Origin of the sequence: Sphingomonas morindae, assembly GCF_023822065.1 — a bacterium.
In the GTDB taxonomy this organism is placed as follows: Bacteria; Pseudomonadota; Alphaproteobacteria; order Sphingomonadales; family Sphingomonadaceae; genus Solisphingomonas; species Solisphingomonas morindae.
This window is the reverse complement of sequence record NZ_CP084933.1, coordinates 19,368-32,839: the sequence shown is the minus strand read 5'-3', so window position 1 is coordinate 32,839 and position 13,472 is coordinate 19,368. Positions and strand designations below refer to the sequence as shown.

The following is a 13,472-nucleotide window of genomic DNA, read 5'->3' as shown; positions in this document are numbered from 1 at the left end:
GAGACCGTCCGAAAACGCGATCCTGATTCCCGAGTGCATCCGGGCGGTGTAATCTGCATGCATGGCGTACATTGAGGGACATGCTCGTGATCAGGCGCTGCTGCTGCCAGCGTCGGTCGAGGACTATGTGGCAGCAGACAACCCGGTGCGGTTCATCGACGCCTTCGTCGATGATCTTGATCTGGGCAGTGCCGGCTTCGTGCGGTCGCGACCCAAGGCGACGGGACGGCCCGGTTACGATCCGGCCGACATGCTCAAGCTCTACCTGTACGGCTATCTCAACCGGGTGCGGTCGAGCCGGCGTCTGGCGGCAGAGGCGGCGCGCAATCTCGAGCTGATTTGGCTGCTGCGCGGGGTGCGTCCGGACTTCCGGACCATCGCCGACTTCCGGCGCGACAACCGGGCCGCGTTCAAGGCGGTGTTCCGCGCGTTCGTGATGCTGTGCCGCAAGCTGGACCTGTTCGGGCGCGAGTTGCTGGCGGTGGACGGCACGCGGCTGAAAGCGGTGAACAGCCGGTCGCGCAATTTCAGCCGTGAGCGCCTGGCGACGTATCTCGCCGCGGTGGATGCGCGACTGGACCGCTATCTGGCGGAGCTGGACCAGATCGACCGCGGTGAGGATGCTGCCGGCACCGGTCGCGGCGATACCCTGGCGACGAAGATCGCCAAGCTGCGCGAACAGCGTCAGGCCAGTGCGGCGCTGCTGGGTCAGTTGGAGGACAGCGGCGAAGGACAGATATCGCTCACCGATCCCGACGCCCGCCTGATGGTCGCGCATTCGAAGGTCACGGTCGGCTACAATGCCCAGGTGGCGGTCGACGCCAAACACAGCCTGATCGTCGAGCAGCACGTCACCAACGCCTGCAATGACATGAGCCTGCTGGCGCCCACCGCCGGTGCCGCCATGGATGCACTCGGGGTAGAGCGGATCGATGCGGTCGCCGACATGGGATATCACTCGGGCGACGACATCGTCGCATGCGAGGCGGCCGGCATCACGCCTTATATTCCCCGCCCGCATCGTGGCACCGCCGTCGGCAACGGCCTCTTTCCCAAGGAGCGGTTCCGCTACGATCCCCAGGCCGACGTCTATCATTGTCCCGGCGGCCAGGTGCTCGACATCCGCTACGCGTCCGTGACGCGCGGGCATCTGTCGGTCCAGTATTCCAGCCCCGCCGCCTGCGCGGGCTGCCAGATCAAGGCGCGCTGCACCAAGGGACGCTGGCGACGCATCAATCGCGGCGAGCACGAGGCCGTCATCGAGCGCATGGCTGCACGCCTCGCGGAACGCCCCGACATCCTCGTCATCCGTAAATCCACGGTCGAACACCCGTTCGGCTCGATCAAGCAATGGATGAACCAGGGCGCGTTCCTGATGCGTGGGCTGGACAAGGTCCGCGCCGAGTTCAGCCTGACGGCACTGGCCTACAATCTCAGGCGGGCCATCACCCTCATAGGCGTGCCCGGGCTGATCCGGGCAGTGCAGGCTTGATCCAAGCGGCCATATTCTCCGTCACAACCGTGGGAATGACCGTCCCAGAGCCGATTTGGCCGTCACCAGGGCAGAAGACGGCAAATATCCGAATATTCTCCTGCGTACCTGCACGCCCAACCATCCCGCCTCGCGTTTTCGGACGGTCTCAGTTCCTAATCGGGAAGCCTAGCCGGCAATGAGTTCGCGAATACGCGATGCCAGCGCCTCCATCGCGAACGGCACCGCGTTCTCCGCATAGCCGGTGATGAACAGGATTTTGAGGTCGGGCCGGCTTGACCGGATGGCGTCGGCGAGCTGGCGACCGTTCATGCCGGGAAGCCCTACGTCGGTGACGAGCAAGTTGATATGGCGATCGGCGGTGAGCAGCTTCAGCGCCGATGGCCCGTCTGCCGCCTCGATCGCGACGTAGCCGAGGTCGACCAGCGTCTCCGTGACCAGCATCCGGATCGACTCCTCGTCGTCCACCACCAGCACGGTCTCCCCGCCTTGCGCACGGGGCGCTGCGGACAGCGATGCCGCAACGTCTTCCGGCTCCGGCACCTTGGCGTTGCGCGGCAAGTAGATCGTGCCCGTCGTGCCCGCGTCAGGAACCGAGTGGATACGGACCTGTCCGCCCGACTGGCGAGCAAACCCATAGATCATCGACAGGCCTAGCCGGTCTTATTCACCAAGAGCGCGGCCCAGGGTTGGCGATCGTAGCGTAACTATCTGATTTGGTTTAGAGAAGGGTTGCTTAGACAATCCTCGAGACCGGACAGAAAGTGCCACGACCGCCATGGCTGATGATAGCGGGTTCGCGTTCACCTTCCCAGCCATTCGTGGCCGAAAAATCACCGCCGCGTTCGATGGCGGTCGCCTGACGTCGGATGGCGGGGTGCTGCTTCTCGCACAAGCCGAGCGGCGGTTGGGGATCGCGGATCGGCTGGCCGCCTGCATCGCTGATCCACGCGATCAGGGCCGTGTGATCCATCGCGTCGCTGACATCCTGCGTGCCCGAATGTTGGCGATCTCGTGTGAGCGACGCGGCAGTCGCCGCCCATCGAACCCAGCCCGTCAACTCCGATAAGCCTCGACAACCTGCGCCGAAAACGGTGCCTCGAACCGGCGCGCCTCGGCTTCATCGCCATACCTCGATGACCCGCCAAACCCGCTGCCTACCCCCGCTGATGAATAGGGCGGGCTAGGTCCGTGCCGCTGCCGATCGGCTTTGTCGTGAAGAAGAGCTCGAACGCCTTGGCGATCACCGCCGGCGACATGCCCGTGCCGGTGTCGCTGAACAGCCACCCGTATCCATCGCGTAACAGCTCGGAGTACCACTCCCGCGATTACCCCATGTTTTCGAGAAGGCCTACCAAATCCAATTAGTTCGCCGCTTTCTCCGGCGCGTAACAATCCGCGGGCATTAGCATCGCGATGTCCGTTACCTACCTTGCTCGCAGCCGATGGCTCGCCATCCATGTGCTGCCGCATGAACCCACGTTTCGAGCGTGGTTGCGGGGTACGGCGCGGGTGTCGGATGCGGATGCGGACGACATCGTGCAGGAAACCTACGCGGTACTCGTCAAAGTCGAGAATATTTCGGCCATTCGCGATCCGAGAGCCTATGCCCTACAGACCGTCCGGTCGATATTCCTGCAAGGGCTGCGACGGAGCAAGGTCGTCACCATCGAGGCGTTCGCGAGCCTCGCAGACTGCACCATCGCGGATGAGGCGCCCTCGCCGGAGCAACATGCCAACGGCCAGCGCGAGTTAAGGCGCGTCGAGGCTGCTATCGCAACCATGCCGCCGCAGGTCCGCAAGGTGTTCTGGTTGAGACGGGTCGAGGGCCTGTCGCAGCGCGAAACGGCGCACCGGCTTGCCCTGGCAGAGCATACCGTCGAAAAGTACACCGCCAAGGGGATGAAAATGCTTTTGCGGCAGTTTGGACAGGACGGAAACGGCGATGCTCGATCATCTGCCTATGAGCCGTTGAAGGCTGTAGGAATCGAAGCGTCGAATGCCAGAGCGAGTAACCGCCGCTGAGATCGAGGATGCCGCCGTGGAATGGCTGGCGCGCTCGGAGCGCGGACTGACCCCCGAAGAAGCCCAGACGCTCGATGAATGGCTATCCCTCGACCCCCGCAATCTCGGGGCGTTCGTGCAGGCGCAAGCCGCGTGGATACACGCGGAACGGGCGATGGCGCTGGGCGACATGCCGGGGGATGCGGCTGAGCCGGCCCTTTCGCCGATCCCTATCGATGCACCGGACGATCACGCGAGCGGCCTCGTCGGGCGGCGCATCGGTCGTCGTGCTGCCATCGTTGGCGGCCTGACGATCGCCGCATCGGCCGTCGGCGTTGGCTATATCGGCCGAGATCGATCGCGCGACATCAGGACGGCGGTCGGCGAGATACGGCGTGTTCCACTGGCCGGGGGCGCAGTAGCGACACTAGACACCGACACTCTTCTAACGGTTGGTGGCACGGACGACCGGCAGTTACATCTCGCGCGAGGACGGATGTTCCTAGACGTGCCGCAGGGACGTCCGGCGCCGACGTTCGTGAAGGCCGGCGACCTCAGCATGACCATGCTGCGTGGGGGCATGGGCTTGAAGGCCCTCGAAGGCACGCCGCTCCTCGCCTTCGTCACCCTAGGCGACCTTCTTGTCACCCAAGGTTGGGGCATCCTGGAAAGCCGGCGCTCGTTGATCCTCGACCAAAATCGCAGCCTCGAGCTTCCGTCTGGAGCGGACCTTTCCGCTCGCTATGTCCACCCTGTGTCGCCCTCGCAGCTCGATGATCTGCGCGCCTGGCAGAGCGGCATGATCGCCTTCGGCGGAGAGACCCTGGCGATGGCGGTCAGGGCATTCGACCGATACGGGCCGACCCGGATCATGGTCACAGACCCGAGTCTCGCAGCCCAACAGATAACCGGCTTGTTCAAGGCCGACGATCCGAAGGGCTTCGCCACGGCGATCGCCGCGAGCTTCGGTGCGGCGACCGCCGTCGAGGGCAATGTCGTACACATCGTTAAAAAAAAAGTTCCGCCTTACCATCCGGATTATAGGGCCGCTGAACATCCTTTGCGTGATGCCGGCTACCGGCGCTCATCCAGGGGGTTCGGATGGTTTCATTGAAGGGAATGTTGGCGGCCGGCACCATGAGCGTGTGCTGTCTAGCGGAGCCCGCGCTTGCTCAAAGCATGTGGTTTCACGTCGGTGAGCAGGCTGCCGTCAGCGGCATCCCCGAGTTCGCACGTCAGGCAAAGGTGCAGATCGTCTCTCCCGCTGGCCTCAACGGGGTCAGAACGCAGGCGGTGAACGGCAGCTATTCCGTTGATGATGGGCTCCGAATGCTGCTGCGCGGGACCGGCCTGCGCGTCACGATGCGCAGCGGGAACGTCATCAGCCTCGGCGCGGAGCCCGTCGCAACACCCGTCGCCGTGCGCCAGGTCCGCCCCTCCCCCGCTCCTGTGGCGCCCCCCGCCCAGACGACGGCGGAGGCAGCGCCGCCAGAGGAGATGAACGAGATCATCGTCTCGGGAACGCGGCGCCGGATCAGCCCGTCGCCGCAGGAGGAGAAGAAGAATTCAATCTCCTTCGTCTCCACCGTGGGAACGGAGGAACTGGCGAAGCGCACCGACGTGAACGTCGTCTCGGCGTTGGAGCGGTTGCCCGGCGTCGTCCTGCAACGCGGCAGCTTCACCGGCCAGTCCGCCTATCCCGCGATCCGTGGCTTCAACGGCTGGTACAATAGCGTCACCCTCGATGGCGGCACCTTCTACACCTCCACTCGCAACCAGCGCGGCACGACCCTCGACTTCCTGCCTGTCGCGGTCATCAACGAGCTGGTGGTCTCCAAGACCGTCACCCCCGACATGGACCCGAATTCGATCGGCGGCCACATCGATATCCGCACGCTCCGCTCGTTCGACAATGACGGTCGCCCCGAAACGATGTTGAACGGCGAGGGTACGTTCTACTCCTATCATGGGCTGCACAACGGCAATCCCTCCTACCTCCTCAACGGGGTCATCAAGCGGACATTCGGACCGGACAACAATTTCGGTTTCGTGCTGGCGGCATCGACGCACAAGGATCGTTCCGACGAGAAATATAACACCACGACCACCTTCCTACAGACCAACGGCGTCGACGTTGCGTCCGGAGCGCTGCAAACCGGCGACTACCAAATACATTCTCACGGGTTCAGCTTGCTTGGCAAGCTCGAAGCCCGAGGTGACAATTTCTATGGGTATATCTCGGGTAACTATTTCAAGGATGATGCAGAGCGGGATCAGGTCCGCTCGATCGTATCCATCGCTCCTGCCCTGGTGACCAATGCAGGCGAGGGCACGGGTAATTTCACCGGCGCGACGCCGCGGGCGTTGTCCAACCCATATTTCCTTGATCGCCGCATCTGGGGCGTTCGCGGCGGCCTCGAATATCAGACCAACGAAAACTCCAAGATCGTCGCCAACGCCTCCTACCTCAACACCAGCTTCTACGAGCAGCTTTGGACAAGCGGCAACATCATTGGCCCAGCGGCGTCGGGATCATATAACGTCAACAGCTCGCAGGCGGGTGTCTCCCTGACAGGCCCCGCCTCGCTCAACGATCCTATCCAATGGATCCAGGCTGGCGGTACGACGGCGACCCAGACGAAGTGGCCGTTGCCGACCACGATCGTTACCGGCCGCCTAGAATATCGGTCGAACAATTTCGACTTCTCGCACGGCTTCGGCTACGACTTCGGCGTCGACTTTCGGCAGATGTGGCGGCAGCTAAAGTCGTTCAACGTCAATTATACCCTCCCCACCGGCCAGACGATCACCCTCAACCAGGTGCTCGATCCCGATGCGGCGTTCAATGGCAGCGACCCGAGCAGCGCCGTTTTCGTCAACCAAGACGCTTACTGGAACCTTGTTAGCAAGCTCGGCTCGCAGACGATCGTCGATGCGCCCACCTCCAACTACAAGCTCAACGAGAACGTCACCGCGCCGTTCGCAGCCGTCTATTATACGACGGACAGGTTCCGTATCCTGGCCGGTGTACGCTACAATATAACCCACTTCACTGATCGGGTCAGCACGATCACGAATGGGGTCGTCGCGCCGTTCTTCAACAAAAAGACATATCCCTATTTGCTGCCGAATGTGCAAGGATACTATAATCTGACCGACAGCCTGCGCTTAAGGGCAGCCTATACTGAAACGACGGCGCTTCAGAATTATAATGATTTCGCGCAAGGCATCACCACAAACTATGACGGCAAGGGTAACCTCGTAACTCAAGGCTCCAACCCAAATATCAAGCCTCGGCGGTCTTACAACGAGGACGCCAGCATCGAGTACTATGGACGGCGGGGATATGTCAGCCTCGGGTATTTTCATAAGACTGTTGTAGACGAATCGCAGGGCGTAACGACTTTTGTCTACAATACCGCTGGCCAGATTACCGCTCAGATCGGCACGCCGCTCAACGGCGGTGGTGAACATAGTCAAGGGTTGGAGGTTGAAGGTCAGTGGCGCGATTTCTCTCGCTTAAGCCCTTTCCTCAAAGGGGTCGATCTGGCGATCAATGGAGCCTGGTTCGACAGCGACACCGAATTTCTGACCGGGAACAATTTCGCGCGAAGGGTGAATGCCCTTCGGCAGCAGCCGAAATGGGTTGCGAATCTTATCATAAACTATGTCACAGGGCCGTTCAACGCTTCGGCAGTTGTGACATCACGGGGTCGGGCTTTTTCCGGCTTCAACGCCAATCCGGCGCTGGATGTCTACATCGATCCATTCACGACGCTTGGCCTAAGAGCGGGATACAGCCTGAATCGAACGACAAATCTGTACATCGAAGGTCGAAACATAACAAACTACACCTATAAGGAGGTGTACGGCCTAAACAAGAACTTGGTCTCGACGTCGATAAAAACTGGCCCGATCTTCGTGATCGGCGCGACAATTAGGCTGTAAGCAAGTGGCTTTCCCGCTGATCCGCCATGCCTCCGCCCTGCTGTTGGCGCTGACCGCACCAGCAGCGTTCGCGCAACCCACCGCGGGCATCCGCGACATCCCCGGGGCTCCGCAGAGCGCCATCGTCCAGAGCGGCCCGACGGTGGTCTACCTGATCCTCGACGGCTTCCGCTTCGATTATACCGACAGGTGGGACCTCAAGGTTCTCAAGGCACTCCGCGCGAAGGGCGCCTATGCGCCGGATGGCACTTTCCCGAGCTTCCCAAGCGTCTCCGGGCCCAACCATGTCGCTCTCATGACGGGCCTGACCCCGACCCACAGCGGCATCGTTGCCAACAGCTTCCTCGACACCAGCGGCAAGACGTTTGTTCAATTTGGCGTGCCGGAGTCGACCGACGCGAGCTTCTACAGGGGCACGCCGATCTGGGAGCGGGCGGAGAAGGCCGGCATCCGGACTGCCGGCAGCATTTGGAACGGCTCCGGGATCGACAGCCATGGCGTCCGGATGTCGCACTATCAGGAATATACGGGCGACAGCAGCATCGAGGGCGAGCCACAGGTCGCGCTGTTCAAGAAGTGGCTCGACCTCCCCGCCCCACAGCGTCCACACTTCTTCGCGATCGATCTACCCCAGGCGGATCATGCCGGACACCGCTACGGACCGGATAGCGCGGAGCTGGGGGCTGCTGTCCGCGAAATCGACCGCGAGATCGGCGAGATGCAGGAGGCGCTCGTCTCGCGTGGGATCGATGCCGATCTTGTGATCGTGGCCGATCACGGCATGGCGAACATCGTCGGCGATCGGTGGATCGACCTCGATCGGTTCGCTGACCTTTCCCACGCCAGGACCGTCGGCAGCTACATTTACCCCGATAGCGAGGAGACGGCACAGAGGATCTACACGCAGCTCAACCGCGCGAGCCCGGCCTTCGACGTCTACCGTCGCAAGGACCTCCCGCTGTGGTTGCATTATGCCGACACCCCCCTCACTGGCGATCCGGTGGTGGTCCCGCGCGGGGCGTACATGATCCGCGGCCATGACGATGGAAAGGGCGATGCCCTGACCGACAAGGGCACCCACCATCCTTGGGTTGGCAGCACGCCCGAAATGCGTTCGACTTTCGTCGCGGTCGGACCGCATATCCGGCCCAGGATCCAGATCGAGAGCTTTCGCAACGTCGATCTCTACCCACTGGTCAGCACGTTGCTCGCCCTGCCCGCTGCGCCCTCCGACGGCACCTGTATGATCGCCAACGAGCTGGTGCGCGATCGGCCCCCCTGTAGTATCAGGTGACGCGATCAGGCTTCCCAAACCTGTTAGATGCAGGCTTTGGGAAGCCACTCGCATTCCCAATAGACCATCCAGACTGTCCGAAAACGGCGTTCCTGATTCCACGTCGCGTCGGGTCGGTGTAGTTTGCGGGCATGGCATACATCGAAGGTCATGCTCGGGACCAGGCGCTGCTCCTGCCGGCGTCGGTCGAGGACTATGTGGGAGCGGACAATCCGGTGCGGTTCATCGACGCCTTCGTCGATGACCTCGATCTGGGCGGTGCCGGTTTTATGCGGGCGCGGCCGAAGGCGACGGGGCGGCCCGGTTACGATCCGGCCGACATGCTCAAGCTGTACCTCTACGGCTACCTCAACCGGGTGCGGTCGAGCCGGCGTCTGGCGGCAGAGGCAGCCCGCAATCTTGAGCTGATCTGGCTGCTGCGCGGGGTGCGGCCAGACTTCCGGACCATCGCCGATTTCCGCCGCGACAACCGGGCCGCGTTCAAGGCGGTGTTCCGCGAGTTCGTGGTGCTGTGCCGCAAGCTCGATCTGTTCGGGCGCGAGCTGCTGGCGGTGGACGGCACGCGGCTGAAGGCGGTGAACAGCCGGTCACGCAACTTCAGCCGGGAGCGGTTGGCGACGTATCTCGCCTCAGCCGATGCACGACTGGAGCGATACCTGGCCGAGCTGGACCAGATCGACCGCGGCGAGGATGCTGCTGGCACCGACCGGGCCGAGGCGGTGGCGACGAAGATCGCCAAACTGCGTGAGCAGCGCCAGGCGAGCATCGCGCTGCTCGGCCAGCTAGATGTAGCGGCATGCAATGATGCTCGCTCAAACGCGCAATAAGGGGCGGTTTCTGACGCACATTATCTAAGACGGATGGTGCCGCCTGACGCACATTGCGTGAGACACAGCGCACGATCGTTGAGACGAACGCACATTGTTGATCCGCCGACGCGACTAGAGCGTTTTCTGACCGGTCTGAATCGGGAAGGATTGAACTAACCCGCTGACGCGGGAGTGGCGCTGTGTTTGGCCGGAATGGCCTCCTGATGAGAAGGTTTGGTTGCTCGACCAACCCTCTAACAGGAGACCATCCCATGACAGATGTCACGGCAGCGGTGAGCCCGCTGCGCCGTCGTATGATCGACGACATGAGCGTCCGCAACCTCTCGCCAGCGACGCAGCGGTCTTACATCCATGCGGTCAAACGGTTCAGCCTGTTCCACGGTCGGTCGCCCGATCAGCTTGGGCTTGAGGATGTTCGCGCCTTTCAGGTCTATCTCGTGTCGCGGGGCGTATCGTGGGGTGCGCTCAACCAGACGGTGTGCGCCCTTCGTTTCTTCTATGGCGTCACGCTGGACCGTGCCGAGATCCCCGAGCGGATCGCATATGCCAGGACGCCGCGGAAGCTGCCCGACATCCTGAGCGCCGATGAGGTGGTTCGTTTCCTGGAGGCTGTGCCGTCGCTCAAGGCCCGAGCCGCACTGACGACGGCTTACGCAGCCGGCCTGCGGGCGTCGGAGGCGGCCAGCCTGCGGATCGACGATATTGATAGCGACCGGATGCTGATCCAGGTGCGCCACGGCAAGGGGGCGAAGGACCGAACGATTATGCTCTCCCCGCAATTGCTCGGGGTGTTGCGGACCTATTGGCGGTTGGCGCGGCCTGAGACGTGGCTGTTCCCCGGGCGCGGGGACAAACCGATGGGACTGTCAGGAATTCCGTGTATGGGCGGGCTGATTGATCATCAGGCCGCCATGGCCCGGATGAACCTGTCGCCGAAGAGCACGGCGAACTGAGCCTTCGCGACCGCCCATTCCCTGGGCGGCATTTTCCACTCTTTCTCCGACCGGTTCAAGATCAGGAAAAGCAGCTTGGCGGCCGCGTCATCGCTGGGGAAATGGCCCCGCGTCCTGACCGCTCGGCGGAGTTTGGAATTCAGGGCTTCGATGGCATTCGTGGTGTAAACGATCCGGCGGACTTCGTCAGGAAATCCAAAGAACGGAATGACTTCGCTCCAGACCCGGCGCCAGCTCTGGGCGATGGCCGGGTAGCGTTGCCCCCATGGTCCCGCCTCAAAGGACGTCAGCGCTGCTTCGGCCGCTTTGGCATCGACGGCGCGGTAAATCTCCTTGAGGGCTGTCGCCAACGCCTTGCGATCCTTCCAGGAGACGAATTCCATCGAGTTGCGCAGCAGATGGACAATGCACGTTTGAACGATCGCGTCGGGAAAGACGGCCGTGATCGCCTCGGGGAACCCTCTCAGGCCGTCGACGACGGCCAGCATGATGTCCTCCACGCCGCGATTCTTCAGCTCGTTCATCACACGCAGCCAGAATTTGGCGCCTTCGTTCTGCTCGACCCACATGCCCAACACCACCTTGGTGCCATTGGCCATGACGCCCAGCGCGATATGAATGGCTTTGTTGCGAACCAGCCCTTCGTCTCGGATTTTCACCCGGATCGCGTCGAAGAAAACGAGCGGATACGCTGGATCGAGCGGCCGCTGTTGCCAGGCGGCGACTTCGTCGAGCACAGCATCGGTCACCGTGCTGATCAGGTCTGCCGACGCCTCGATGCCGTAGAGCTCACGCAGGTGGCCGCTGATCTCCCGCGTGCTCATGCCCCGCGCGTACATCGAGATGATCTTGTCATCGAAACCCGGAAACCGTCGCTGATATTTGGCGATCAGCTGCGGATCGAAGCTGCCAGCACGATCGCGGGGAATCTCGATCTCAATCTTCCCGCCATCGGTCGTCACCGTCTTGCGGCCATAGCCGTTGCGGCTGTTATTATCCTGGCTGCCATGGTCGAGATGGTGGTCCATCTCCGCGTTGAGCGCCCGTTCCGCCAACGCCTTCTTCAAAGAGTCCAGCAGACGGCCATCCTGCAGCGCTGCCGCCGCATCAGCTCCGCCCAGCAACTGGTCCAGCAGCGCTGCTGGAATCGAGGGGTCCTTGCGTCGTGACATAAGGGGTCTCCTTCTTACCCATTATGCCCGCCCACACACGAAATTCCCGACAGTCCCCAAACCGATCGATGTCCAGGTGCTTCATGCCGCCTGCAGGTCCGCGACGAAGGCGGCCAGCCTTACAAAGCGAGTCAGCGTCCATACGCTCCGACACAGCTTCGCCACCCACCTGCTCGAGAACGGGACCGATATTCGGATCATCCAGGTGCTGCTTGGGCACCGCAACCTCTCGACCACGGCGCGCTATACACAGGTTGCCTCGACGACGGTCTCGAAGACGCAGAGCCCGTTCGACCGCCTAAGACTGGACGTGGTGCCCCCGACCTGAACGGCGGCGATGCGCCCCGACCTGGAAGTGGCGGATATCTTCCGTCGCTATGGCCCTGCTTATCGTGACGCCCACGATGGCCATCTCGGCCGCGTGGAACGCCGCGTCATGTCGGCCATCGAACTCTGCCGGACGGCGCAGCTTGGTGGGCATATCGAAGCCTGCGATGACTGCGACCATAGCAGGGTGGCCTACAATAGCTGTCGCAACAGGCATTGCCCGAAATGCCAGACCACAACACGAGAGCGATGGTTGGCCGAGCGTCAGGCAGACCTGCTGCCGGTGCCGTATTTCCATGTGGTTTTCACCGTACCGGCGGAAGCTGCGGAGATCGCGTTCCAGAATAAGGCCGTTGTCTATGCGATCCTGTTCGACGCCGTTGCGGCTACGTTGAAGACCGCCGCTGCGGACCCCCGACATCTCGGCGGCGAGATCGGTTTCCTCGCCATACTTCACACATGGGGACAGACGCTCACGCATCACCCTCATATTCATTGTCTCGTCCCGGGAGGAGCACTGGCGGCTGGCAACCGGTGGCTGGCTTGCCGGCCGCGCTTTTTCCTGCCGGTCCGCATGCTCTCCCGGCTGTTCCGGCGCATATTCCTGGAAAGGCTCGACGCTGCCGATCTCGCCGGCACGCTACAATTCTCGGGCGCGCTTGCTCACCTCAATGATGCAACTGTGTTCGCTGCATCAATGCGGCAGCTCCGTCGCAAGGATTGGGTCGTTTTCTCCAAACCGCCGTTCGGGTCGCCTGGTCATGTCCTCGCCTATCTCGGCCGTTACACGCACCGCGTCGCCATCGCTAACAGCCGCCTGGTCAGCGTCGATGACACGGCTGTTTCTTTCCGCTGGCGCGATTATCGACGCGCGAACGCGGCAAGGGTGATGTCGCTGTCTCCCGACGAATTCATCCGGCGTTTCCTGCTCCATACCCTGCCCGACGGTTTCCATCGCATCCGCCACTATGGGTTCCTCGCCAACGGTTGCCGCAAGACCCGTCTCGCAACGATTCGTCAGCTCCTGCCGCCGCTGCCCGCAGGCGACGAGTCCACCCCAGTCTGTATGACCGGGCGTCGACCGCCCTTTGAACCCACTGTCTGTCCATGCTGCGGCGGAACGCTACGCATCATCTCTGCCCTGCCAGCGCTCCGACAAGGAAAAGCCCGACCTCCTCCGGACACATCATGAGCCGGGATTGCATCCTCCCTTTGTGCATCCTCCCTTTGTGCATCCTCGCGTGGCGTCGCTACCGACGTCGCGCTCGGCAGCTTGCTGCCGCGCAAGGCTGCGACGCCGTCGATACCGACAACTCCGTTCCGACAGCGGGCGGCAAACAGCATCGCACGCCCGCTATTGGTGCCAACGAGATATCGGCCGCGGTCGTCGCAACGTCGGCAACAAGCCCCGAACGGCGGATGGCGCACCACTAAACCCATAGTCAGGCGGCC

Annotated in this window: 8 protein-coding genes and 4 pseudogenes; 10 read left to right on the top strand and 2 right to left on the bottom strand. The window is 62.4% G+C overall.

Annotated elements, in window-relative coordinates; genetic code table 11:
- The first annotated feature begins 61 nt into the window (after positions 1 to 61).
- The gene (locus LHA26_RS19980) at positions 62 to 1,492 is read left to right on the top strand and encodes an IS1182 family transposase (RefSeq protein WP_252166696.1); all 1,431 of its coding nucleotides are present in this window, start codon (positions 62 to 64) and stop codon (positions 1,490 to 1,492) included.
- 168 nt (positions 1,493 to 1,660) lie between these two features.
- Here LHA26_RS19980 and LHA26_RS19975 read toward each other — a convergent pair.
- A pseudogene (locus LHA26_RS19975) lies at positions 1,661 to 2,149 on the bottom strand (response regulator); the annotation flags it as partial.
- A gap of 121 nt (positions 2,150 to 2,270) precedes the next feature.
- Here LHA26_RS19975 and LHA26_RS19970 point away from each other — a divergent pair.
- The 7 genes and pseudogenes from LHA26_RS19970 to LHA26_RS19940 all read left to right on the top strand — a co-directional run.
- A pseudogene (locus LHA26_RS19970) lies at positions 2,271 to 2,510 on the top strand (transposase); the annotation flags it as partial.
- A gap of 398 nt (positions 2,511 to 2,908) precedes the next feature.
- Positions 2,909 to 3,517: an RNA polymerase sigma factor gene (locus LHA26_RS19965; protein WP_252169041.1), complete on the top strand. Its 609-nt coding sequence runs from the start codon at positions 2,909 to 2,911 to the stop codon at positions 3,515 to 3,517.
- A gap of 16 nt (positions 3,518 to 3,533) precedes the next feature.
- Positions 3,534 to 4,610, top strand: a complete 1,077-nt coding sequence (locus tag LHA26_RS19960; protein ID WP_252169040.1) for a FecR domain-containing protein — start codon at positions 3,534 to 3,536, stop codon at positions 4,608 to 4,610.
- The gene (locus LHA26_RS19955; protein ID WP_252169039.1) at positions 4,598 to 7,444 is read left to right on the top strand and encodes a TonB-dependent receptor; all 2,847 of its coding nucleotides are present in this window, start codon (positions 4,598 to 4,600) and stop codon (positions 7,442 to 7,444) included. Before LHA26_RS19960 ends, LHA26_RS19955 begins: the two co-directional genes overlap by 13 nt.
- A 4-nt stretch (positions 7,445 to 7,448) precedes the next feature.
- Positions 7,449 to 8,738: an alkaline phosphatase family protein gene (locus LHA26_RS19950; RefSeq protein ID WP_252169038.1), complete on the top strand. Its 1,290-nt coding sequence runs from the start codon at positions 7,449 to 7,451 to the stop codon at positions 8,736 to 8,738.
- Between the two features lie 131 nt (positions 8,739 to 8,869).
- Positions 8,870 to 9,565 (top strand): transposase, encoded by a 696-nt coding sequence (locus LHA26_RS19945; protein ID WP_252169037.1) that lies wholly within the window; start codon positions 8,870 to 8,872, stop codon positions 9,563 to 9,565.
- A gap of 254 nt (positions 9,566 to 9,819) precedes the next feature.
- Positions 9,820 to 10,428, top strand: a pseudogene (locus LHA26_RS19940) (tyrosine-type recombinase/integrase); the annotation flags it as partial.
- A 41-nt stretch (positions 10,429 to 10,469) separates the two neighbouring features.
- Here LHA26_RS19940 and LHA26_RS19935 read toward each other — a convergent pair.
- Positions 10,470 to 11,693: an IS256 family transposase gene (locus LHA26_RS19935; protein WP_252169036.1), complete on the bottom strand. Its 1,224-nt coding sequence runs from the start codon at positions 11,691 to 11,693 to the stop codon at positions 10,470 to 10,472.
- A gap of 58 nt (positions 11,694 to 11,751) precedes the next feature.
- On the opposite strand from LHA26_RS19935, the pseudogene LHA26_RS19930 reads away from it, so the two are divergent.
- A pseudogene (locus LHA26_RS19930) lies at positions 11,752 to 12,021 on the top strand (tyrosine-type recombinase/integrase); the annotation flags it as partial.
- A gap of 9 nt (positions 12,022 to 12,030) precedes the next feature.
- On the top strand, positions 12,031 to 13,212 hold the full coding sequence (locus tag LHA26_RS19925) for an IS91 family transposase (RefSeq protein WP_252169035.1): 1,182 nt from the start codon (positions 12,031 to 12,033) through the stop codon (positions 13,210 to 13,212).
- Positions 13,213 to 13,472 lie beyond the last annotated feature (260 nt).